The organism is Kordia sp. (genome assembly GCF_965283645.1).
In the GTDB taxonomy this organism is placed as follows: Bacteria; Bacteroidota; Bacteroidia; order Flavobacteriales; family Flavobacteriaceae; genus Kordia.
Genome location: NZ_CBDIPG010000001.1, coordinates 5294276 through 5318077 on the forward strand (window position 1 = coordinate 5294276; position 23802 = coordinate 5318077).

The 23802-nt window shown below is 33.1% G+C and carries 20 protein-coding genes and 1 pseudogene; 7 read left to right on the forward strand and 14 right to left on the reverse strand.

Annotation, left to right across the window (positions count from 1 at the left end):
* Positions 1–110: 110 nt before the first annotated feature.
* The 6 genes and pseudogenes from ACQ654_RS23265 to ACQ654_RS23290 form a co-directional block, all read right to left on the reverse strand.
* A complete protein-coding gene (locus tag ACQ654_RS23265) occupies positions 111–740 on the reverse strand; it encodes a hypothetical protein (RefSeq protein WP_430412742.1) in 630 nt (209 codons plus the stop codon).
* Positions 741–759: 19 nt separating this feature from the next.
* Positions 760–1800, reverse strand: a complete 1041-nt coding sequence (locus ACQ654_RS23270) for a hypothetical protein (RefSeq protein ID WP_430412743.1) — start codon at positions 1798–1800, stop codon at positions 760–762.
* 193 nt (positions 1801–1993) lie between these two features.
* Positions 1994–3487 (reverse strand): IS66 family transposase, encoded by a 1494-nt coding sequence (tnpC, locus tag ACQ654_RS23275; RefSeq protein WP_430412744.1) that lies wholly within the window; start codon positions 3485–3487, stop codon positions 1994–1996.
* Positions 3488–3536: 49 nt separating this feature from the next.
* Positions 3537–3889, reverse strand: a pseudogene (tnpB, locus tag ACQ654_RS23280) (IS66 family insertion sequence element accessory protein TnpB).
* Entirely contained in the window at positions 3877–4227 is a 351-nt protein-coding gene (tnpA, locus tag ACQ654_RS23285) for an IS66 family insertion sequence element accessory protein TnpA (protein WP_430412745.1), read from the reverse strand. Before tnpA ends, tnpB begins: the two are co-directional and overlap by 13 nt.
* Before the next feature lie 330 nt (positions 4228–4557).
* A complete protein-coding gene (locus ACQ654_RS23290; protein WP_430412746.1) occupies positions 4558–5340 on the reverse strand; it encodes a DUF4440 domain-containing protein in 783 nt (260 codons plus the stop codon).
* A gap of 304 nt (positions 5341–5644) precedes the next feature.
* Between ACQ654_RS23290 and ACQ654_RS23295 the strand changes: the two genes are divergently transcribed.
* From ACQ654_RS23295 to ACQ654_RS23315, 5 genes are all read left to right on the forward strand, one after another.
* The gene (locus ACQ654_RS23295) at positions 5645–6847 is read left to right on the forward strand and encodes a DUF4856 domain-containing protein (RefSeq protein WP_430412747.1); all 1203 of its coding nucleotides are present in this window, start codon (positions 5645–5647) and stop codon (positions 6845–6847) included.
* 102 nt (positions 6848–6949) lie between these two features.
* Positions 6950–8062: an imelysin family protein gene (locus tag ACQ654_RS23300; protein WP_430412748.1), complete on the forward strand. Its 1113-nt coding sequence runs from the start codon at positions 6950–6952 to the stop codon at positions 8060–8062.
* A gap of 62 nt (positions 8063–8124) precedes the next feature.
* Entirely contained in the window at positions 8125–9498 is a 1374-nt protein-coding gene (locus ACQ654_RS23305; protein ID WP_430412749.1) for an HTTM domain-containing protein, read from the forward strand.
* Entirely contained in the window at positions 9476–11905 is a 2430-nt protein-coding gene (locus tag ACQ654_RS23310; RefSeq protein WP_430412750.1) for a TonB-dependent receptor domain-containing protein, read from the forward strand. Before ACQ654_RS23305 ends, ACQ654_RS23310 begins: the two co-directional genes overlap by 23 nt.
* Before the next feature lie 361 nt (positions 11906–12266).
* The gene (locus ACQ654_RS23315; protein ID WP_430412751.1) at positions 12267–12785 is read left to right on the forward strand and encodes a hypothetical protein; all 519 of its coding nucleotides are present in this window, start codon (positions 12267–12269) and stop codon (positions 12783–12785) included.
* A 482-nt stretch (positions 12786–13267) separates the two neighbouring features.
* Here ACQ654_RS23315 and ACQ654_RS23320 read toward each other — a convergent pair whose 3' ends face one another.
* Positions 13268–13705 (reverse strand): hypothetical protein, encoded by a 438-nt coding sequence (locus ACQ654_RS23320; protein WP_430412752.1) that lies wholly within the window; start codon positions 13703–13705, stop codon positions 13268–13270.
* A gap of 299 nt (positions 13706–14004) precedes the next feature.
* On the opposite strand from ACQ654_RS23320, the gene ACQ654_RS23325 reads away from it, so the two are divergent.
* Positions 14005–14223, forward strand: coding sequence for a class I lanthipeptide (locus ACQ654_RS23325; protein WP_430412753.1), 219 nt, complete (start codon positions 14005–14007; stop codon positions 14221–14223).
* A 69-nt stretch (positions 14224–14292) separates the two neighbouring features.
* On the opposite strand, the gene ACQ654_RS23330 is transcribed toward ACQ654_RS23325, so the two are convergent.
* The 6 genes from ACQ654_RS23330 to ACQ654_RS23355 all read right to left on the reverse strand — a co-directional run bounded on the left by ACQ654_RS23330 (position 14293) and on the right by ACQ654_RS23355 (position 20209).
* Positions 14293–16086, reverse strand: a complete 1794-nt coding sequence (locus tag ACQ654_RS23330) for a sodium:solute symporter (RefSeq protein ID WP_430412754.1) — start codon at positions 16084–16086, stop codon at positions 14293–14295.
* A gap of 120 nt (positions 16087–16206) precedes the next feature.
* Complete coding sequence (locus ACQ654_RS23335; RefSeq protein WP_430412755.1) at positions 16207–18738, reverse strand: PIG-L family deacetylase; 2532 nt, start codon at positions 18736–18738, stop codon at positions 16207–16209.
* A 203-nt stretch (positions 18739–18941) separates the two neighbouring features.
* On the reverse strand, positions 18942–19127 hold the full coding sequence (locus ACQ654_RS23340; protein ID WP_430412756.1) for a hypothetical protein: 186 nt from the start codon (positions 19125–19127) through the stop codon (positions 18942–18944).
* Positions 19128–19194: 67 nt separating this feature from the next.
* Positions 19195–19476, reverse strand: coding sequence for a hypothetical protein (locus tag ACQ654_RS23345; RefSeq protein ID WP_430412757.1), 282 nt, complete (start codon positions 19474–19476; stop codon positions 19195–19197).
* 25 nt (positions 19477–19501) lie between these two features.
* Positions 19502–19687, reverse strand: coding sequence for a hypothetical protein (locus tag ACQ654_RS23350; protein WP_430412758.1), 186 nt, complete (start codon positions 19685–19687; stop codon positions 19502–19504).
* Between the two features lie 324 nt (positions 19688–20011).
* The gene (locus ACQ654_RS23355; protein WP_430412759.1) at positions 20012–20209 is read right to left on the reverse strand and encodes a hypothetical protein; all 198 of its coding nucleotides are present in this window, start codon (positions 20207–20209) and stop codon (positions 20012–20014) included.
* Positions 20210–20379: 170 nt separating this feature from the next.
* Between ACQ654_RS23355 and ACQ654_RS23360 the strand changes: the two genes are divergently transcribed.
* Positions 20380–22242 carry a M1 family metallopeptidase gene (locus ACQ654_RS23360; protein ID WP_430412760.1) on the forward strand — a complete coding sequence of 621 codons (1863 nt, stop codon included), beginning with the start codon at positions 20380–20382 and terminating at the stop codon, positions 22240–22242.
* 400 nt (positions 22243–22642) lie between these two features.
* On the opposite strand, the gene ACQ654_RS23365 is transcribed toward ACQ654_RS23360, so the two are convergent.
* Positions 22643–23578, reverse strand: coding sequence for a septum formation inhibitor Maf (locus tag ACQ654_RS23365; protein WP_430412761.1), 936 nt, complete (start codon positions 23576–23578; stop codon positions 22643–22645).
* Between the last annotated feature and the right edge of the window lie 224 nt (positions 23579–23802).

Genomic DNA, 23802 nt, shown 5'->3' on the forward strand with positions numbered 1-23802 from the left:
GTCAGTAAAATTCTCATGCAACAAGTTTAGATAAAAGCAATGAATAAAAATTACGGAAAACCGTAATGGAGGCAAATTAAATATTTTGAAAACTAATTAACTAGGATAGCTTAGTCTTCATTTTTTGGTTTATATGCATAGAGCCAAAGTTCTATTCTGCGTTTTTTTTGGTTATAATCATCATTTGATACATCTAATCTTTGAATTAATTTGCTATTAATTGGATGAATGAATGGACCTGCTGAATATGGAAACCAATATTTAATTTGATTTAGTTCTTTATACTTCCTGAGGTGTTGATAGATACTCATAGCCCTCAGTAAACCAAGATCAGTGTTTGAATTATATTTGAAATTTATAATTTCAGTGCTGTCTTTAATGACTTCTAAAATATTTTCATCAAAAGATTTATTTTTATGCTTATTAGCATTAATATCATCAGTATGTCCTATGATATATATAGTATTACATTTAATGCAATTTTCTAAATCTGAAACAAGTTTCGGAACTAGTGAATCTTTTAAATAAGATTCAAAATCTTTACGAATTATTGATTGGCCAGATTTGAAGTAGTAATCTTGTGTTCCGTCAATCTCTATATGAGGAAGTGTATTATTTTGATAAATTTCAATTTGTTTTTTCATAATACCTTGATCTTCTAATAAAGCTGCTGTGTAAATAGAAAAAACCATAGCTATAAAAATAAAAATTTCGGTATGGCGTAATAAATCAGTTTTCATTAGTTTTACTTTAAAATCATTATTTATTTTTAAATAATTCTTCTCTAATAGTTCTTTTAATATTATCTAAGCCATTTTCTATTGTCCTAATCAAATCGATAGTTTCTTTACTATTTGAAATAATTAACTCGTTATAATTTAGTAAATTTTCAAAATATGTATTCAGATCATTATTTGATTTTTTTAATTCTTCTTCAAGATTTTCTGTAAATTTTTTGAATTGTGAAAGCTGATCACTCTGACTTTTATTTTGAATTTCCTGGGTACTTTTTGTAAGTGATTTTAATGATTCGAGATACATATCTTTATGATTTAAAAGAGACTTTTTAATATCTTCCAGCGTATTAACTACTTGATTTTTGTAATCAGCATTAGTCGCTTTTAATAGAATGAGTGTTTTGTTATATTCAATAATGCTATCCTGTTGATTTTTTAATAGACCATTAATGTTGGTAACAAATGTTTGAGTTGTATTTTCGTATTTATTTTTGGTATCTAAAATTTCAATAGACAAAAGCTTAATGTCATCATTTAATTTTTTTGTAGTAAAATTTAATAAATCTAAAGTTTCTGTTATTTTGTGGGAATTAATTGGAGGAGCAATATCACTACCAAAATACCAACCCATAATAGAGGTTACCAAAGACATTCCTATCGGGAAAGCTACTAACCCAAATTCTGGAGTAGTATCGCTATTTGCAATAGGAACTAAACTTAATATGGCTATAAAGAAACCTATTAAAGTTTGAATATATCCTTCCAACTGAATATATTCTTTATAAAATATTCTAAGATTGTCCTTATTTGAATCGGCTTTTTTTAATTTTTGTTTTGCATAAAAAAATAAAATAAGAATAAAACCAGTAGGGATAATCAATAGTGAAGATGTAATAATCAAATCATAGGGACTAGTTTGAAAATTTTCTAAAGTTTTTCGGCTCCAATCAAAATACTCGTCAGTCGAAATAAGATACAATTTAAAAAATGCAAAAAAGAATGTTAAATACAATCCACTTGCATATATCTTAAAATATACAATGTCTAATTTATCGTTTTTCATTGTAAGCATTCCGTAAACCCCGTATTGTATATTAGAAAATGATTTAGTATGACTCTATTTTACATAAAGTTAGATATGTTTATTTGTAAATTATTGAGAGGTAGCGGAGTAAGTTTTTCTAGCTATGGGATTAGTGTCTGATTTTACTGGATTCTCAGCTTCCGTAAGATTTTGTTGCTAAAACGCCATTTTCTTAACAGTTTTCGATACTGTTGTTTTTCCAGTTTTGTGGCAGTAATTCGTGTAATTTATTTGCTTTATGTTCAGGGATTTTTTTAAAGATATCGTGTAGCCAAGCAAATGGTTCTACATTGTTTATTTTACAAGTTGCAAAGAAAGAATACATCATGGCTGCTTTTTGAGCTGCCTTGTGCGATCCTGCAAAGAGATAGTTTTTTCGTCCTAAAGCAAGTGGTCTGATGGTATTTTCTATCTTGTTATTGTCAATTAAATACTTTCCATCTTCTAAGTACCCAATCAGATATTTCCATAAGCGAAGTGTATAGCCAACTGCTTTTGCAATGGAACTTTTTGGTAATAGTTGCGATCGTTGTTGCACTAACCAATCATAGAAGGTATCGAGTATCGGTTTGGCATAGCGATTTCGATAGCGTTTGATTACTTTAGAAGTGGCATTATGTTCTCTAATATTAGCTTCTAAGCCATACAATTTTTGGAACTGTTCCATTGCATAACTGGCTCTTGAATGATCATTATCAAGTGCTTTTTCAAAATATCGTCTGGCATGTGCCATACATGAGAGTAGCTTTAATTGTTGTGCAGTGGCTAGGTTTTGATAGACCTTGTATCCATCGGACTGTAAAGTTCCTTTATAGTTTTTCAGTATGGTTTGTGGAGCTTTTATAGACCGAGTGGCATCATACTTGAACAATACCAAGCCTTCCACAGGTGCATGATATACCCAATGATATCCTGTATGTAAACTTCCTGTTTTATAACTGTCTTGAACACCAATTGGACTTTCATCTACTTGCAAGTAATTACTTTGTAATAACTCTTTAGTCAACACATCATACAAAGGTTCTAGTAGTGAAGTCGCGGCATTAAACCATCCCGATAAGGTCGCATCACTTACTTGATATTGTTGTCGTTTAAATATCTGTCGTTGTCTATAAAAAGGAAGATGATCTACAAATTTACTCACTAAAATATGCGCTAAGAGTCCCGCGCCTGCATTAGATTTTGGAAGTGGCAGACTTGGAAGTTCCCCTATAATAACTCCAGCATAATCTTTTAACGCGTATTTTGGACGTACAATTCTGCGAACAAAAAGCTTGGCAGGATTGTATTCCAAGATTTCAGTCACTTCTTCTCCTATTTTAACGCTGTCTTGCGTAAGATTTTTTGGCTCGATGATTTCTTCGACTCTTGGAAGATGCGCAGGCAATATCGCTCGCTTGGCTACTTTCTTTGGTTTGATCTTTACTTTTGTCTGGCGTAAGACCTGTTTTTCAGCACTTGAAGATGACTCTTGCGACGCTTCACCAAATAATCCTAATTGACCAAGCAAAGCTGTGGAGACAAAACGTTCACTTTTACTCCCAAAAATCAGGCGTTTTAATTCTGTTAATTGTCGTTCTAATTCTCTGTACTTTTCCAACAAATCGTCATACTCTTTCTTGGAGATATAGGCAGTTTCTTCGGTAGTATCAGTAGCATTTTTCACAAGAGAAAAGTACTAATATTATAGATAAATCACAACGTTTTTATCCAATTTATACAGGTGATTTATACCGTTTTTTTCCTCGAACATGTGCAATAGAAACACCATCAATCAGTAGCACCAATTGCGAGTAACTCAACTTGATACTAGTGACAGCTTCATCATAAATAGGCAATTCAAAACGACCCGATTCCAACCGCTTGTAATACAAAACAAAACCACCTGCTTGCCATTGTAATATTTTGACCTTACACGGGATTTATTAATAAAAATGTAAGCAGTACCATCTTGAGCAGAAGCCTGCAATTCTTTTTGAATGATACCTGCTAGACTATCAAAACTCTTGCGCATGTCAGTAGGATGACGATACAAATGATACCGATGGGAAACGCCTAATCCAAACATGAGATCAGCTTTTGTAGACAAACAACTGTTTCTCTAGTGAATAAAAAAGAATCTAAATGCAGGCGAACTCCATTGGGATATGCAATGGTAATTGTTGAGTCAATACTGTCAGCAGAAGTTTCAATATCTATGGGAATGAACTCATTTTGGAATGTATCGTTTGTAGAAGTCGTTTCGCCTTTAAGTAGTCCATGAAAACTACGATAGCGTCTTATCCAATACGAAAATGTGTGATAATTCAGAGCTTCACGCTTGCAAAAGTCTTTCTTGCTGATATCCTCCGAATAAAGCTTGGCTACCAAAGCAAACATACGCTGCTGTGTCTTTGTGTTTTTCATGAAGCCAAAATACAATTGAAATCATTTCTTTACAATACGTGGTTTACCGAAGGCTTACTTTTCATTCACTATTGTAATTATTAAAGTTTACAAAAAATCTCAATTAGCAAGTATAAATAGTTTTCTAAGTATAAACTTACGGAAAACCGTAATTAGCTTAATTTTTAGGGTGATAAGTAAAGGTTAATTGATAATTTTTTATTATTCGCTATTGTGTAAATAGTAGTTATACCAATACTTTAAGTAGAAAAAATAATTTAAAAAGAGAGTAAAAAAAGCCTGCAACTTTTTTAAAATTACAGGTTTTTATTTTGATCAAAACGACAAACTTCACTCCACCCGCAAAGCTTCCTCAACAGCTTTCCCATTCTCAAAAACAGTAAACTTTACAACTTTTCCATTTACATCTTTCGCAAAATCAAAGCGCAATGGTGCTTCTTTAATAAATAGGGAAGTTTCAGATGTTGCAAACAATTCAGAATTCATTCTTCCAGCTTTGATACGCAACGTATTACTTTCTATAAAAATAGTTACAGTTCCTGTGTTTGGAGCTTTGTAGGTTCCTAACAATGATTTCATTGCATCAAGTGATAAGGTCATACTTGATTTCTTAGAATTTTCAGTAACCTGTTGGTGATCATAACTCAATACGCGACGCATACGCCATTTACCATTCTCGTTTTGCCAAACATGTGTAAACTTAGCCGATTCAACCAAACGTTCATTTTTGCCATTCTCTGAGAGATAAAAAAGATGCTCGCCAGTAATAATAGCGCCATAATTATTCAAAGGATACACATGGACAGTTCCGTTAACGGCTTCTCTGCGTAATTTTACATTTGGGTCCTTGCAAAGTCCAGTTTTGACTAAAGAAATTAGTTTATCAGAAGTTTCAGTTAAGCCACCTTTATCATGATAAAACTCCAAATCGTCAGTTAAGAACTGTTTAAAATCTGCTACAGCACATGAATTATAAGCGTTCCAAAATTTAGCATCTAAGGCTAAAATTTTGCCTTCCAAACTAGAAGTTGATTCTTGACTTAATACTTGATTCGAAAAAAGAAACATACTCGAAACGAATATGTACACGAAGTAATTTTTAATTGATTTCATTTTTTTTTGATTGATTGATGAATGATTTTATCACTAAGACGATAGTAGAATAAATAGGTTACAAGGATTCACTTTTTTTATAAAATAATCGCTCTAAAATGCAATTTTAACTCAAATCTTATCAAGTAATAAAAAATTAACATTCGTAAATTTTTATTATAAAATATTGAAAAACAATAGAGTATAAGCTTAGTCAAAATTATTGGTTAAGTTTATTAAGATTAAGTCTAAATAAACTTTGTCAATTCAAAAAGCCATAATATATTTGTCAAAAAAATAACAACATTTATAAATAACAATCATAATGAAAAAAGTATTAGTTGGATTATTAACGATTTCTAGTTTCGTATTCACATCATGTTCAAGCGATGATGATGTAGTAACTCCAGTTGACCCACAAGTTGTTGCACCTGCAACATATACATTTAGTAGAGACGGAAATTCTACCGTAAATTACAGCGGACAAACTACACGAATTCAAATGGGCGGTGAGTTTATTACTGCTTTAAGTGACAACACGAAAACAGAGGCTGCACTTGATGGAATGTTTGCACATGCAGAAGGAAACAATGACTTTAGTGATGCAGACTTAAATGCTTCTGGAAAAAGTATTCGTAGTAAAACAGCGGCTTCTTCAGACTATTTTTCGGCAAACACAACTGATGCCAATGCAATAAAAGCAGATTTTGATACTTGGATCGCAAATCAAGTTTCTGATGTATTTCCCAACTGGATGAACACAGCAACAGCAGGAAACGCAGGAAACTTGCAAGAAGCTGGTGGTGGATCTACACGTTACATCAACGGAAAAGGATTAGAATACAACCAAGCAATAAACAAAGGATTAATTGGCGCTTTAATGGTAGATCAAATGTTAAATAACTACCTAAGTACGTCAGTTTTAGATGCTGGTGATAACAGAGCAAATAATGATGCTGGAACTGTAGAAGATGGTGAAGCATACACAACTATGGAGCACAAATGGGATGAAGCATTCGGATATCTATACGGAACTGATAATGCAACTAATCCAATCTTAAATGAAGATAGTTTCCTAAACAAATACCTATCAAGAGTAGAAAATGATACTGACTTTGCAGGAATTGCCTCAGATGTATATGAAGCATTCAAGCTAGGTAGAGCGGCAATTGTTGCTAAAAACTATACAGTACGTGATGAGCAAGCAAACATCATCAGAGAAAAAATTTCTGAAATTATTGCAATACGAGCTGTGTATTATTTACAACAAGGAAAAGCAAACTTAGGAACTGATAATGCAAGCGCATTTCACGATTTATCAGAAGGATTTGGATTTATCTACAGTTTACAATTCACACGTAAACCAGCAACAAACGTGCCTTATTTCACAAAAGCACAAGTTGATGGATTCATTTCACAATTAATGGCTGGAAACGGTTTTTGGGATGTAACGACTGCAACATTAGACGAAATTTCTGAAACAATTTCGGCAGAATTCAACTTTACAACAGCGCAAGCTGGAAGCTAGAAAAATTAACCAGAATTAGTATAAAAAAGTAGCGAAACTGTTAGGATAACAATCGCTACTTTTTTACTTTTGCAATGTTTATTTAGAATAAATAGAAATAAGATGATAAAGAAAATTTTTCCAATATTCCTGTTAACAATCTTCATTGTAGCTTGTAGTTCAAGTGATGATACTGTAGTGTCTGACACGCCAGATACAACACCATTTGACAGAGCAGCATTGCTTCGAAACTTTGCAGACAATCTAATCATTCCTGCTTATGAAGAACTAAATACCAATCTAAATATGTTGGGAACTGCAAAAGATGATTTTGTAGCAACTCCAACTCAAGCAAATTTAGATGCGTTGCGTTCAACTTGGTTAACAGCCTACAAAACATGGCAACATGTAGAAGTATTCAACATTGGGAAAGCGGAAGAAATTTTATATAACTTTCAAATGAATATCTACCCAACAAACACAACAGATGTTCAAAACAATATCGCAAATGGTGGCTACGATTTAACACATCCGAACAATAATGATGCGGTTGGTTTTCCTGCGTTAGACTATTTATTATACGGAGTTGGTGCTACAGACACAGAAATTTTAGAAAAATACACAACAAATACTGAGTCAGTAAAATATCAAACCTATCTTTCTGATGTAATAAATCAAATGAAACTCTTAACACAAGAAGTTTTAAATGATTGGAATGCATCCTACAGAGCTACATTTATTGCTAGTACAGCAAATACGGCTTCAAGCGCTGTAAATAAAATTGTAAACGATTATATTTTTTATTATGAAAAAGGATTACGAGCGAACAAAATTGGAATTCCAGCCGGAAACTTCTCATCAACGCCTTTACCTGAAAAAGTAGAAGCATTTTACAATCAAGAAATATCCAAAGAATTAGCAGTAGAAGCAGTAACAGCTGTAGAAAACATATTCAATGGAACATCATTTAGAACAAGTACTGTCGGAATTGGCTTCAAGGGCTATCTTGACAACCTAGACAGAACTGAATTAGCAACTATGATAAATGAACAGTTTGGAACTGCTCGTGAAAAAATACAAGCATTAAATGCTAACTTTAATACACAAATTAATACGGATAATACAAAAATGACGCAAGCGTATGACGCGCTTCAAACGGCAGTTGTATTGCTAAAAGTAGATATGCTACAAGCATTCAATATCAGTGTTGATTATGTAGATGCAGATGGCGATTAGTACAAACTAAAATGAAATAAAAAAGGTTGTCTGTAACATAAGGCAACCTTTTTTTGTGTAAAATGACGAATCGTTTTCAAACATATCTTTCCCAAAAAACAAACGCTTCTCCGTTAGCGGTCTTTCGTATTGGTTTTGGTTTCATGATGTGTTACAGCATCATTCGTTTTTGGTGTAAAGGTTGGATTGAAACTGTCTATCTCGAACCTTCTTTTCACTTCTCATATTATGGTTTTGAATGGGTAAAACCTTTCGGAAGTTTTACATATATGCTATTCATTATCTGCGGATTATCAGCATTTTTTGTTGCATTAGGATTCAAATATCGCTTGGCAATTATCATGTTTTTTCTGAGTTTTACCTACATCGAACTCATGGACAAAACAACGTACTTAAATCATTATTACTTTATAAGTATTCTAAGTTTCTTGATGATTTTTCTTCCTGCAAATGCTACGTTTTCAGTTGATAATATCATTAGAAAAAAAAGCTATAAAAACATTCCAAATTGGTGCATTGATGCGATAAAACTCTTGCTCGGAATTGTCTATTTCTATGCCGGTTTAGCCAAAATAAACTCAGATTGGTTATGCAAAGCAATGCCATTAAAAATCTGGTTGCCATCAAAATACGATTTGCCAATTATTGGCGAAAGCTTGATGCAACAAAACTGGTTTCACTACGCCATGAGTTGGTCAGGAATGTTATACGACTTGTGCATTCCATTTCTATTGCTGTACAAACGAACACGTTGGTTTGCGTTTGCGTTAGTGGTATTCTTCCACATATTCACACGTGTATTATTTCCAATAGGAATGTTTCCGTATGTTATGATAATTGGGTCATTAATTTTCTTTGAAGCTGATTTCCACAAAAAAATCATTGGATTCATCAAAAAAATATTGCAAAAAGTAATTCAAATTAAAACGAATACAATCACAATCATGCCTGAATTTCGTTTGAAATTCAAATCTATAATCATTCCTATAGTAGTTCTTTTTTTCATGATTCAACTCATACTTCCGTTCAGATATCTATTATATAATGGCAATTTATTTTGGACCGAACAAGGTTATCGTTTTTCATGGCGCGTGATGTTAATGGAAAAAATGGGAAGCACAACATTTAAAATTGTTGATGGAAAAACCAAGAACTTTTTCTATGTAAATAACAGTGATTTTTTAACATCGTATCAAGAAAAACAAATGAGTTTTCAACCAGACTTCATTCTAGAATATGCACACTATTTAGGCGATCATTTTACGAGTCAAGGACATAAAAATGTGCAAGTATTTGTAGAAAGTTACGTAGCGCTCAACGGACGTTTTAGCCAACTATATATAGACAAAACGGTAGATTTATACCAAGAAAAAGAATCGTTCAAACCCAAAAACTGGATTTTACCCTTAAAAGATGAACAACATAAAGAATTTTAGCATACTAATTACATTTTTTCTGTGTAGTATTTCCCTAACTGCACAACAAAAAATTTCTGGAACTGTAACTGCAACAGCAACCAATTCACCAATTGCAAATGTTGACATTTATGACAAGGCTTCTGGAAAAATAACAACAACAAATGCACAAGGATATTACGAATTTGAAACAGAAAAAGAGAGCATAACGTTGGTGTTTTTTTCGTTTGAATATCAAGTTGTAGAAAAGAAAATAGCAGTAAATAAAGCCGTTGTTTTAAATATTGGTTTACAAGAACTCGGAGAGCAATTATCCGAAGTAGAACTAAATGTTCGTAAGAATAAAGTGTTCACATTAAAACGTTTAAGAGATGTTGAAGAAACGGCAATCTATGCTGGAAAAAAAACAGAAGTTGTCTTAGTTGATCAATCAATGGCAAACTTAGCATCCAACAACGCACGTCAAATATACAGTCAAGTAGTTGGGTTAAATATTTATCAAAATGATGATGCAGGTTTGCAGTTAAACATTGGTGGTCGCGGTTTAGATCCAAACAGAACAGCAAACTTCAACACGCGTCAAAATGGGTACGACATTAGCGCAGATGTGTTAGGATATCCAGAAAGTTACTATTCGCCAGCGGCAGAAGGGTTAAAAGAAATTCAAATCATTCGTGGTGCGGCTTCGTTGCAATACGGAACGCAATTTGGTGGTTTGGTAAACTTTGTCATGAAAGAACCAAACAAAGCAAAACCATTCGAATTTATCACACGAAATACCATCGGAAGCAACAATCTATATACCAATTTTACAAGTGTTAGCGGAACAGTTGGGAAATTTAGTTACTATTCGTTTTTCAATTACAAAAAAGGAGATGGATTTCGACCAAATTCGGAGTTTGAATCTAAAAATGCATATGCACATATTGGCTATCAATTCAATGAAAATACGAAGTTAGAAGGTGAAGTTACTTATTTGCGCTATTTGGCAAAACAAGCTGGCGGATTAACGGATCAAATGTTCAATGAAAACCCTTTTCAAAGCAATAGAGAACGAAATTGGTTTCAGGTTGATTGGTTATTATACAATTTAAAATTCGCGCATAAATTCTCAGAAGACACAAACTTTACATTCAATGCATTTGGTTTAAAAGCGTCGCGAAAAGCACTTGGTTTCCGTACAAACAGAGTAAATCAGGTTGATCCAGGAACGGAACGCGATTTAATAAAAGGCGATTTTAACAACTTCGGATTTGAAGCACGTTTGTTAAGCAAATATGAAATATTCGGGAAAAAGTCTACGTTTTTAATTGGTTCAAAATTTTACAAAGCAGACAATACAAGTCAGCAAGGTCCAGGTTCTGCAGGAAGCGATCCAAATTTTGAATTTCAATTAGATGATTTTCCAAACTATCAAAATCAATCAGCATATGATTATCCAAACTTGAATGTAGCGGTTTTTGGTGAAAATATTTTCTATGTAAATGATAAACTTTCCATTACACCAGGTTTCCGATTGGAACATATCAAAACAGAAAGTGACGGATTCTTCAAGCGAATCAACACAGATGCCGCAGGAAACGTTATTCTAAACGAAACGGTTGACAATAGCGAAGTGCGCGAACGCTCCTTTGTATTATTCGGATTGGGCGCAAGTTACAAACCGTCGGACGCGTTGGAAATCTATGGAAATGTATCGCAAAACTATCGTTCGGTAACGTTTACAGATATTAGTATAATCAATCCTGCGTTTGCGATTAGTCCAGATATTGATGATGAAAAAGGAATGACAATTGACTTTGGGTTGCGTGGAAGTTATAACACTATTGTTTCGTATGATATTGGTGCGTTCGGATTATTCTACAATGATAGAATCGGTTTTGTACAACGCGCTTTTGCTGATGGAAGTGTAAAAAGCGAACGTGGAAATATTGGTGATGCGGTTATGTATGGTTTTGAGTCGTTGCTCGATTTTAATCTGAATGAAATCTTCATCAAAAACAACGATTATAGTTTCAATTACTTCATCAATGCGGCAATTACAGATTCAGAATACACAAGATCGCAAGAAAATGGAGTAGAAGGGAAGAAGGTAGAATTTGTACCGAATATCAACCTAAAAACAGGAATTCGTTTTGGGTATAAAAACTTCTTATCTAACATTCAATATACGTACTTATCAAAGCAATTTACGGATGCTTCTAACGCAGTAGAAAGTAATTTGAGCGGATTAATTGGTGAAATTCCTGCGTATGATATTTTAGATATTTCCATGTCGTATACCTACAAAAACTTCAAGCTTGAAGCTGGAATCAACAATCTATTAGACAACAACTATTTTACACGACGCGCGACAGGTTATCCAGGTCCAGGAATCATTCCATCAATTGATAGAAATTTTTATACTACGTTGCAAGTGAAGTTCTAATTGTCATTCCTGCGTAGGCAGGAATCTTTTGGTAAATAAAACTGAATTTACTTCAGAATCTCATCACAGTGATTTTCAAGGATTATGTGAAACTGAATCAAGTTCAGTTTGACGTAACTTATGGTTTTAGCTTAAATTATTTAAATTTAGGAATTATATTCATAAACGATAAACTAATTACTTCATTATTACTCCTCTATATAAACAAATTAGTTTAAACTTCATAACATCAATATTTAAAACAGAATATTCTCAAGAGGGAACTACACTTCTTCTACTTTTTCTTATTATTTGTTTAATAATCATGATGTTGAACTCTTTATATAATAAAAGTAAAAGAAAGATATTTGAGAAAAAAAATTTGCAATTAGAGGCAAAACTCAAAAAATACACATTCCTCAAACTAGACAAACAACTCATTTCAAGCATTCATCAATATTTAGTATTCTTTTCTAATTATGTAAAAGAGAGTAAACAAGTTGATATTACCATGCATGCTTCTGAAGTAGAAGGCGGTTTGGATATTGCGTTTGACTTTCCAGAAACGACTACGAAAGAAGAGCTACAAACTTGGTTGGATGAATATTTAGGTTTTTTAACAACTGATAAAAATGATTTTCAAGTGAATACAGTTGAAGAAGTTACCAATGAACAAGCAGATGTTTTAATTTTAAGATTACGGAATCAAGTGCAAAGCTTTAGACATTCACTTGATATTCTTAGAGTTGAGAATAAATTATTGAAAAGTCAAAACGAGCAAATAGCAGATATTACAAAACTGTTGGCTAGTAAAAGTGATCAAATTTTTATTCCTATTGGGAATCATAACTCTTTAAGCAAAGAGCAAAGTAATATAATTGATAAAAAACATGATTCATAAGTTTTTAGAAACCTGTAATGCAGAAGCTACAAAATAAGTGATCAAAACTATTGTTGAAGTTGGGTTTAGTATATAGGAGAAACTTTTATATAATTTGATAGATTAAGTTTTTGTCTTTTTTCTTGATAAAAAAGAAACAAAAAATCAATCCTATCCTCAGGAAATTGCTGCGCATCATTCACTCACTAAGCTACATGCGTTACGCTGTGCGTCGCACTTCCGCTTGCTCGTTCATTATTTCTTCTGATAGGCAAAGAGTTTCAATTTAAAATACTAGTATATTTAAACTCCGTCAATTCGAGTGATTTTCAGATTGGAATGAAGAAAATAGTATCGAGAAGTAGTTGTAATTTCTAAGCAGCTCTCGATACAGGAATTCTAATTCATAATTATAAATTCAGAATTCAAAAATAAAAAAAAGCAGTTCCAACTAACAAGAAACTGCTTTCACTTTTAAAAAATATGGTAGGTAGGTTGTGGGTTTACTTATAAAACTCTGAATGTGGTTGTGGTTTGTCAGATCCCCAAACAGCAACAGATGCTACAGCAGTATTTTCTTCTCCGTTTACCGTTGCAGAATCAAAACGTAAAATTGTATTTCCTTTGTCTCCGCCAATAGCTGCTGTGCATAACTCAGCAACAATTTCTACATTGCCAGAAATCTGCGTAGGATCAATAACTAACTGAGAAAAAGCAGTCTTTTCTACGTTGTTATATTTGTAATTTGCCATTAAGCCAAACTTATTAGCGTTACTTCCATCATTATTCCATACATATGGATTTTGTCCGTCTGGTGTTGTACTCCAGTTTTGTCCTGTTTTTGGATCAACCATATTTCCAGCTTCTAATGCTGTTACGTTAGCTGTATATGCGGTTGCTCCTGTTGCTTTGAATGTAATTGTAATTGTTTGTGCGCTCATGATATAAAATTTTAAAATAAAAAACGATTCCTACTCTTTTATGGTTTTTCGGATTGCACCAGAAAATAATAATTTGCTATAAAACATGGTAGATTAGCTAATTAATTTCATGTCAAATAACTCACTTTTTACTGCTGATTTTATATGTGAAATTTACGGTTTGGAAAAGTTGCGTAAAATTACGTATTGATAGGTGTAAATACGTCGGAACTTTTTTTGATTAAAAATCTTTCGAAAAAGGGTAACAATTAGTTGATAGCTGAACTATAAAGTATATTAATCATAAAAATTTTTTAATCATGAAAAAAAGAAATTTAAAAAATTTGTCATTAAACAAGAGATCGATCTCTAATTTTAATGCAGAACAATTACACGCTAATTTAATGGGAGGACTTTCAGGAAGTAGATGTGATTGTTCTAATGATTGCCCATCTGGACCACCAGATGAGCCTTACGAACCATATACAAGTAGAAGTTTTACAAACGGTTTTCCAACGGAATGTGAATCATCTAACTAGTATTAAAAAAAGCGAACGGTAAACGTTCGCTTTTTGCTTTTAATTATATTTTTTAACTGAGTTTTTCAGTTACACTACTTTTTTCTGTGTCGATTGAATGATGGTTGCAATAATAATCACCAATACACAACCAAATAAATTTAACCATAAATACGGCATTAAATTTATCCACCAAACAAAAACAACAGCAACTTGCGTTATTAATGCGGCAACAAATACTGCATTTCCTTTTATCTTTTTAAAGAAGAATGCCAACAAGAAGATTCCTAATACATTTCCATAGAAAATTGAACCTATAATGTTTACCAATTGAATTAAATTTTCTGCCAAACTTGCAAAACATGCAATGATAATGGCTAAAATTCCCCAACCCAATGTGAACATTTTTGTAGCGTTTACATAATGTGCATCGTCTTTTTCTTCTTTTAAATTTCGTTTGTATAAATCAATGGATGTGATGGTTGCTAATGCGTTAATTTCAGAAGCTGTTGACGACATTGCCGCCGAAAGAATTACCGCTAATAATAGTCCAATTAAACCGGCAGGAAGGTGTTCTAGGATGAACGAAATAAACATATAATCGCGGTCATTTGTTTCACTATCTTTTGCAGATTCTTTATACCAAGAAGTCAATTCGGCCTTTTTGGCAACATACGCTTCACTTTCTGGATTTCCTTTCAGCGCTACTAATTCTTGCGTAAGCTTATCATATTCTTGCGCATAATCTGGATCAATGGTACGCTTGATTAAGTACTTTGCTTCCGCTCGGTATGTTTTTTCAATACTGTCTAATTGTAATAATTGTTTTTTATCAGCTTCATTGTATGATTGCGCCAATTGCAAACTCACCGTTTTTTTCTGATCAAATAACACCGTTTGTTTATCCTGTAAAGCCTTGTATTCATCACTATATTCAGAAGCCAATACTTTTTCGGTAGAAGAATCTATAAAGTTTAATGGTGCAGGACTGAATTGATAAAATACAAATACCATAATACCAACCAATAAGATGAAAAACTGCATCGGTACTTTTAACAATCCGTTAAACATCATTCCCCAACGCATTTCTTTTACAGATTTCCCTGAAAGATAGCGTTGTACCTGACTTTGATCGGTTCCAAAATAAGAAAGTGCTAAAAAACTTCCTCCAATCAATCCTGTCCAAATGGTATATCTATTTTCTAAATCGAATGAAAAATCTAACACTTCCATTCTTCCACTTGCACCAGCAATATCAAGTGCTTTTATAAATCCGATATCTTCAGGAATCAAATCAAGTGTAATAAAAAATGCAGCAAACATTCCAGCAAATATGATAAACATCTGTTGCTTTTGTGTGACACTTACAGCTTTTGTTCCACCAGAAACGGTGTAAATAATTACCAATACACCAATAATAATATTGAGCGTTACCAAGTTCCAACCCAATACAACAGATAAGATGATAGCTGGTGCAAAAATGGTAATTCCTGCCGCCAATCCACGTTGAATTAAGAATAGAATTGCCGTTAAACTCCTAGTTTTTAAATCAAAGCGATTTTCCAGAAATTCGTAGGCTGTATATACTTTTAGTTTGTGATACAAAGGAATAAAAACCATACAAATGATGACCATGGCAATTGGAACACCAAAGTAAAATTGTACAAAACCCATTCCGTCGCTAAAGGCTTGTCCTGTAGTTGATAAGAATGTGATGGCACTGGCTTGTGTTGCCATTACAGACAATCCTATAGTCCACCATTTTGTGGTACTTCCGCCACGTATATAATCTTCTGAGTTTTTCTTTCCGCGTGTTTTCCAAGTTCCATAACCAACAATTGCGGCTAATGTTCCTATTAATACAATCCAGTCTAATAATTCCATGTAGTCAGTTCGTTATGAGAAAATGTTCATGAGTATGTAAAATAATAAGATGTACGCCAAATTGGCAACCAAAATGATGGTATACATCTTTTTCCAGACAAATTTTTCAGTATTCATGAATTAGTTTTTTAGTTGTGGTTGTTTAATCACTTGTGTTTTTCCAACAGAAATCATATTGCTAAACAGTTTGTATGCGCCAGGAACTCCAGCAGGCAATTCGCGGAAGAAACTCAATCCTGTATAGATGTAATTTCCTTTTCCGTATTTGGCAACTAGTAAACTTCCAGTTTTTGGAGTTTCGTTTTTATCGTTCATGGAAAGAATTGGCGTAAATTCTGCTCCCCAATCATTTGGAAAATACAATCCGCGTTCTTGAACCCAACCATCAAAATCTTTTGCTTCAATTTTGTTTGGAAAGTTTACAATAGAATGATCTTTTGCAATAATTTCTACCGTTGCCGTTTCGTCTGTAACACGATCTCTTGAAAGTGATAGTTTATACGGTGCCAATTCGCCAGCACCAACTTTTAAACGACGATTTGTGTTGTATTGTACAATTACATTTCCACCATTTTTTACATAGTCTAAAATGTATTTTTGTTTAAATTTCAATTCATCAACCGTATTATATGCTCTAATTCCGATAACAATTGCATCAAAATCTTTCAGTGTAGCCGCATCAATTGAAGCAGGATCAATCACCGTTACATCGTACCCAATTTGTTGTAAACTCTCAGGAATTGCATCTCCAGCACCTTGAATGTATCCAATATACTGACCGCTTTTTTGAATGTCTAAACGGACAACTTTCGTTTCCGACGGTAATAAAACCGATTGTTTCGGAATGTGATCGTATTCAATTTCATTCAACGAAAGTGTATGTTTTTTATCACCAATAAATACTTCCGGAATCAATGTACCTTCACTTTGTGTTGCTGGCGGAATTACCGTAAACGTCAACGTAGCTTCATCACCTTTTTGCGCAATGACAAGTTTTAGTTTTTTAGGATATACTTGCCAACTATACGGATGATTAATGGTTACATACCCATCTAAATTGTCTTTTCCAGCTTTGATTGTTACAGGAATTTCTTTTGGTTTATTGTCTGAAAATATAATTACTGGATCTTTAAATTTTGCCGTAACTTCTGGTAATATTTCAAATGGTTGATACAACTCTCCTTTATCTGGTTTTGAATAACGATAGATAACAGGTTTTGTAATGGTAATTGCTTCTCCTTCAATTTCAAGATTAAATTTTAAAACGGCTGGTCTTGGTGTTTCTGGCAATCCACGTAGCTGTTGCTCTTCCACTTTGTACATTCCTAAGGTACCTTTTTCATACAACCAATATGGAGCAGAATAATCATTAGTAGCTAAGTTTACATCTAGTGTAAAGTTTTCTTTTTTATTAGCTAAAAGCGAAAGTGTTTTTGTAGTTGTTTTTTTATCAATTATAGAAGTGATAGAGTTTAGTTTGATGTTTGCATTACTTCTGTTTAATGCTTCAATATTCACTTGTACATTTGCTCTTGGTGTTGCACTTGATGAAGCTGCAGAAGCTTCTATATACAATCCGGCGCAAGCCTGAATAATATTTTCAATTTCAACTAATTTGATTGCTTTCCAGTGTTCATCTTCTATGTTTTGAATCATTCCGTACGCTTCCATTAATTTGGGTAAATGTGCCGCTGGATTTACAAAATTGAAGTTCGCTTCTATATTTGTTAGGATGTTTCCGATAGCTTTTCCACCTTTTACACGATTCCAAGACGTATCTATTCCTGAAAATATATTGCTTTTATCTTCTGGAAAATCTCCTTTTAAAAATTCTACATATTCTTCTTGAGAACCACGTGTTGAAAGGCGTCCAAAACCTTGGCATAAGTGTTGACTGCTTGCAATGGAAGCCAATTCATTGTTAGATAATCCTTTTAGTGGATAATATACTCCAATATCAAAATTTAACATTTTACTCTTATCAGCTTCTTCAAACTTTTTACGACTTCCGTAAAACCACCAAGACGTGTTAAAAAATAAACGTGTTGGTTGCCAAGCGTCATAGTCTGAAAGTTGTGAAGCATATGCAGTTTTGTCACCAGCTAAATCAAAAGCTTCCATACTCAACATGGCAGACGTTGTATGATGTCCGTGCGTTCTTCCTGGCGTTCTGTGATCAAAACGATTGATAATAACGTCTGGTTTAAATTTTCTAATTGCCCAAACAACATCACTTAATACTTCATCTTTATTCCAAATTGCCAACGTTTCATCAGGATGTTTTGAATAGCCAAAATCATTAGCACGTGTAAATAGTTGTTGTCCACCATCTACACCACGAGCGGCTAATAGTTCTTGTGTACGAATCACACCTAATTGTTCACGAATTTCTGGACCAATTAAGTTTTGCCCGCCATCACCACGTGTGAGTGATAAATAGGCAGTTCGTGCTTTTACATTATTAGATAAATAGGCAATGAGTCGTGTATTTTCATCATCTGGATGCGCGGCAATATACAGTGCAGAACCTAAGAAGTTTAACTTTTGTACTTTTTCATAGATTTGGTTGGAAGATAGTTTATCGGGTTTTTGTGCTATGCTTACAGATGTAAATATACATAGCACTATAATAAACAACATGTGTTTTCTCATTAGGAAGTATTTGGTTCAGTAACTTCAAAAATAGGAAAGTTCAACTACAGAAATATAGTTTTTAACGTTCTTTAACTTTCGTCGAAAATTTTTTAAAAACCCAACAACCTGTTTTAAGTTTTTTTAAGCTAAATTTTAAAACCTATAATCATAAAAAAAGCGAGCCGAAGCTCGCTTAATACTAGTAATTTGTAATAATTATACTAATCACAACAAAGTGTTGGTCTACGACTTTCCGGGAAAGGACAGTCTAACCAGTAGCAAGTTCCTACTTGTTCAGAGTAGCACAATCTATTGTTTGATCCGTATTCACCTTTTAGTGCGTCACTTTCTAATTTTGAAATTGAACTTTTGTTAAGTTTCAGTACTTTTAAATTTCTTTTTTTCATGGTTTTCATTTTACAGATTTATTTAAAATGTATCTATACCTAATTTAAATGTAGTACAAAATTTACTTTAGCAACCGCCGCCATTTGGCATTGATTCCATACAATCTTCCCAAGCGCAAGAATTGTTAGAACCACAATTAGCTTGTGTCTGGCAGTTATTGGTATTATTTCCGCCGCCACCATTATAAGGACAATAACAGTCACTCATAAAATTAGGGTCTCTAGACGGGCAATCTTGCCAAAAACAAGAACCGTTTTCAGATTGATATCCACCTTTAACTACATTTGTTTCTAAATTTGAAATCGACTTTTTGTTTAGATGTAAACTTCTAAGTTTTCTTTTTTTCATGATTTTTAGTTTAAATTATTAAAAATTAATAGCAAGCATAACATTGACCGTTATACCACTGAATTCCCCAGCCAAAACATTGTGATTGTGACCATCCGATTGGTATTCCGCCTGTTCCACCACAAAATTTAGTTTTTCCACCATTCACTTCTTTTTGAGTGTGTTTGTCTAATTCGTCAACTCCTTTTAAATTTAAAATGTTTTTTAACATGATTATTTTTTTTTGGTTAATAAGCTAAAAATAAGGAAAGTACTTATATTTTCTTTACGGAAATACCGTAGTTAACATTAAATTATTTCCATAAAAAAAGCAAACCGAAGTTTGCTTTTTAATGATTTGATACAACTTTGTCTTAGTAAGAAAAATCATTTGATGTTGTTATTACACTTCACAATCTTGCCATTGGCATGATTTGTTTTGAGATTGATCTCCGTCTTTTGTAGCACTAATTTCTATATTAGAAATTAACTTTTTACTCAGTTGTAAACTTTTAATATTTCTTTTTCAATGATTTTTAGTTTATCAAATTAATGATTAGTAACATGCGTAGCATTGTCCATTGTGCCAAACAATTCCCCAGCCAAAACAACGATCTTGTGACCAATTAATAGGTATTCCTCCAGTTCCTCCACACGGCTGACTAATAGGTCCAGGTCGTCGTCCTCCGACAATTTTTTGAGATTTTTTACTTAATACTTTTGTTCCCTTAAGGTTTGAAATGTTTTTTAACATGATTGTAATTTTTTTGGTTAATGATTTAAAAATAAGGAGAATAACTAATTTATCTTTACGGAAACACCTTACTTAACAGTTTGCTGGCGATTACTTTTCTGCTATTCTGAATAATTTACGTAGCTTTGAAAAGAATCATATTAATTCATATAATTACGCATTATACTTCTATGAAATTACTCAAAAATAGTATGCTTTTATTAATCGTTTGTTTGGTAATTAGCTGTTCAACTGCTGAAAAAGAATATAAAACTATGTCTACAACTTATGCGAATGACACACATTCATATGCAAAACCCAATGAAGCTGTTGCCAAACATTTACAGTTAGATATTGATGTTAATTTTGACCAAAAAATCATTTCTGGAACGGCAACATATACTATAGAAAACTATGCAGGTTCTGAAATTGTATTTGATGTAAAGAATTTAAAAATTGAGAAAGTAACAGTTGACGGAAAAGCAGTAAAATTTACGCTTGGCGCGAATGATGCCGTATTGGGACAATCATTAACGATTCCTATTGTAGCAAAATCGGAAGAAGTTGCCATCACCTACGAAACAACAGATAAAACGGAAGCATTACAGTTTTTAAATCCACAACAAACTGCCGATAAAGAATATCCTTTTTTACTAACACAAGGACAAGCTATTTTAACACGAACTTGGATTCCTATTCAAGATAGTCCGCAAATTCGTTTAACGTACAACGCTAATGTAAAAGTGCCAAAAGAGTTGTTAGCCATCATGAGTGCGGAAAACCCGAAGTCGAAAAATGAAAACGGTCACTATAGTTTTACCATGAAACAACCAATTTCACCGTATTTAATCGCTTTAGCCGTTGGTGATTTAGTCTATAAAGAAATTAGTCCACGAACTGGTGTATATGCTGAAAAATCAATGATTGAAAAGGTGCATTACGAGTTTGCCGATATGGAAAAAATGGTAAATACGGCCGAAAGTTTATACGGAACCTACGCTTGGGATCAGTTTGATGTAGTTGTATTACCACCAAGTTTTCCGTTTGGCGGCATGGAAAATCCGCGTTTAACGTTTGCCACACCAACTGTAATTGCTGGTGACAGAAGTTTAACAAGTTTGATAGCACACGAATTGGCACATTCTTGGTCTGGAAATTTAGTAACAAATGCTACATGGAACGATTTCTGGCTAAACGAAGGTTTTACGGTATATTTTGAAATGCGCATCATGGAAGCATTGTATGGAAAGGAATATGCAAACATGTTGGCTTCTATTGGACGACAAGATTTATCAGAAGAAATAAAAGGGTTTAGAGATCAGCCAGAAGCGACACATTTAAAGTTAAATTTAGAAGGAAAAAATCCGGATGATGGTATGAATAGTATAGCTTACGACAAAGGATATTTATTTTTAAGAACCTTAGAAGAAACTGTTGGGCGTGAAAAAATGGACGCTTTCTTAAAAGAATATTTCAATAAGCATGCGTTTTCAACCATGACAACAGAAAAATTTATCAGTTACTTAAATGAAGAATTATTGCAAAAAAACAATATAGATTTTAATGTTGACACTTGGGTATACAAAGCAGGAATTCCTGGAAATGCCGCCAAAATTAAATCTGACAAATTCAAAGAAGTAGACTATGCAATTTCTGACTGGAAACATAAGACGATATCGGCAAAAGAAGTTTGTGAAAAAAACTGGAATATTCAGCAGAAAATTCACTTTATCAGAAACATTCCTGAAGAGTTATATGTTGGCACTTTTGAACAATTAGACCAAGCCTGCGACTTTTCAAATGCTACCAATTCATACATTGCTATGGTTTGGTTTGAACAAGCAATCAATCATGATTATCACGGGAATAATGTTGATGCGCAAATGGAGCATTTTTTAATGACTGTTGGGCGTCGCTGGTACGTTTCTACAATTTACAAAGCTTTAAAACGAAATAACCGATTGGATGATGCAAAACGTATTTACGAAAAAGCACGTCCAAATTATCATTCAGTTACGGTAAATACGATTGATGAAATGTTGGAAGTTCATTAAAAGATTAAAAAATTCAATGATGATTCTTGAATTAGTATAGTAATTATTTGTCACTTCGAGCGCAGTCGAGAACTTAGTAAAACTAAACTTTGACTAAACACAAGATCCTGTTCTTCAACGGGATTAGTTCAACTTACAATTTTGAATTCGTCTTACAGTCTTTTCAAAATTGAGTTTTACTAAAAAAAAGAAAGGATAAAATAAGGGCATATTTTATCCTTTTTCTAAATGAGATATCTAAGCCAAGCAGGTTAAACGTGGAATATGACTTAAATATGTTTAGTAAATAATTTATCAGATTATTATACTTAAATATCGTGAAATTTTAGCATTTCCAGTTACGGTTTTACCATATAACAACTATACGATTGCTATTGACAAACGTTCATTTTTGTAGGATTTACAAACCTAACTCTTTGCGTAAAATGCTGTCTTTTACACTATTTTTAGACCAATACGGTGTTTTTAACTGTTTGATCTTTGTAGCTTTAGTTGTTAATGTTTTCGCATTTGTTCCATAACCACTTGTTGAAGTTTCCGTCCATCCTAAAATATCATATGGAAAGCTACTGTTGAATGAAATCTCTAATTTTCTGTTCAATTTTGGATAGTTTAATGTATATATTGAAGTGGCATTTGTTGTTGTTAATGTTGCAGTTGCTTCATATGTTTCTAAAGAAATATGTTTCATGCGCAATGTTTCAAAAGCTGGAACAATTTGGTGCGTTCCGATAGGTAATTTTGAAGGATCAATTCTGAGTTTTGTCCATAACTCATCTTCTAAAATTGCTTTATCAATTGAAAACTCTTGATCCGATTCACTTTCAAAATACGAATACGATTGTACTTCAAACTTCGCTCTATTGTTAAGTTGCGTAAAAATATGCCCACACCATTCTTGCATAGAAGAAGTCACTTTTATCGCATGTTTATTATTGTCAACAGGAAAAAATGTACTTGTCATAATGCTATACGGATAAATACCTGTGTAGAATTTTTTAGTACTATTCAACTTCAAAATAGGAACATTGTTTGCACGTTTTTGATCGGCTTTAACTTGTTTTTCTGGATTGAAATCTTCTGTAACATAAATCAATACGGACGTGCCTTTGTGAATTTCACCATATCTATTTTGTGCTAACTCAAAAGAAGTCAATTCGGCTGTTCCACTATACCAGTATTTCTTAAACGCTTCGGAAGTAGCTTGCGCAGGATTGCTTTCCTCTGCAACTGCTATTGTTGGAGGTTTTGTATCGTTTTTAATATTTGAACAGGCAATAATAGTTACAACTACGGTAAGTGCTGCCAAAATAAGTTGTCTGGAGATCGATTTCATCTTCTTTTTTTTATAAAGATATCTAAAAACGATCATTTTTCAATATGGTTTAACATTCTATAAAAGTTTGACAGCTTTTTTCATACATGTTCCAAACTGGTAGTAATTACTCCAAGATAATTGAAAAATTTTCTGATGATTCACGGAATTGAAGGTGGAATTCGCTGAATTCCAATACGCTTTAATTGACACACATTGCTTTTGCACGTTCTTTTGTTTTCGTT

Excerpts from the sequence above, each read along its gene's own strand:
- ACQ654_RS23355 (WP_430412759.1), bottom strand. The coding sequence starts at position 20,209 with ATGTTAAAAAACATTTCAAACCTTAAGGGAACAAAAGTATTAAGTAAA.
- ACQ654_RS23350 (WP_430412758.1), bottom strand. The coding sequence starts at position 19,687 with ATGTTAAAAAACATTTTAAATTTAAAAGGAGTTGACGAATTAGACAAA.
- ACQ654_RS23345 (WP_430412757.1), bottom strand. The coding sequence starts at position 19,476 with ATGAAAAAAAGAAAACTTAGAAGTTTACATCTAAACAAAAAGTCGATT.
- ACQ654_RS23270 (WP_430412743.1), bottom strand. The coding sequence starts at position 1,800 with ATGAAAAACGATAAATTAGACATTGTATATTTTAAGATATATGCAAGT.
- ACQ654_RS23295 (WP_430412747.1), top strand. The coding sequence starts at position 5,645 with ATGAAAAAAGTATTAGTTGGATTATTAACGATTTCTAGTTTCGTATTC.
- ACQ654_RS23325 (WP_430412753.1), top strand. The coding sequence starts at position 14,005 with ATGAAAAAAAGAAATTTAAAAAATTTGTCATTAAACAAGAGATCGATC.
- ACQ654_RS23320 (WP_430412752.1), bottom strand. The coding sequence starts at position 13,705 with ATGAGCGCACAAACAATTACAATTACATTCAAAGCAACAGGAGCAACC.
- ACQ654_RS23290 (WP_430412746.1), bottom strand. The coding sequence starts at position 5,340 with ATGAAATCAATTAAAAATTACTTCGTGTACATATTCGTTTCGAGTATG.
- tnpA (WP_430412745.1), bottom strand. The coding sequence starts at position 4,227 with ATGAAAAACACAAAGACACAGCAGCGTATGTTTGCTTTGGTAGCCAAG.
- ACQ654_RS23265 (WP_430412742.1), bottom strand. The coding sequence starts at position 740 with ATGAAAACTGATTTATTACGCCATACCGAAATTTTTATTTTTATAGCT.
- ACQ654_RS23305 (WP_430412749.1), top strand. The coding sequence starts at position 8,125 with ATGACGAATCGTTTTCAAACATATCTTTCCCAAAAAACAAACGCTTCT.
- ACQ654_RS23300 (WP_430412748.1), top strand. The coding sequence starts at position 6,950 with ATGATAAAGAAAATTTTTCCAATATTCCTGTTAACAATCTTCATTGTA.
- ACQ654_RS23310 (WP_430412750.1), top strand. The coding sequence starts at position 9,476 with ATGAACAACATAAAGAATTTTAGCATACTAATTACATTTTTTCTGTGT.
- ACQ654_RS23335 (WP_430412755.1), bottom strand. The coding sequence starts at position 18,738 with ATGAGAAAACACATGTTGTTTATTATAGTGCTATGTATATTTACATCT.
- ACQ654_RS23340 (WP_430412756.1), bottom strand. The coding sequence starts at position 19,127 with ATGAAAAAAAGAAATTTAAAAGTACTGAAACTTAACAAAAGTTCAATT.
- ACQ654_RS23365 (WP_430412761.1), bottom strand. The coding sequence starts at position 23,578 with ATGAAATCGATCTCCAGACAACTTATTTTGGCAGCACTTACCGTAGTT.
- ACQ654_RS23360 (WP_430412760.1), top strand. The coding sequence starts at position 20,380 with ATGAAATTACTCAAAAATAGTATGCTTTTATTAATCGTTTGTTTGGTA.
- ACQ654_RS23330 (WP_430412754.1), bottom strand. The coding sequence starts at position 16,086 with ATGGAATTATTAGACTGGATTGTATTAATAGGAACATTAGCCGCAATT.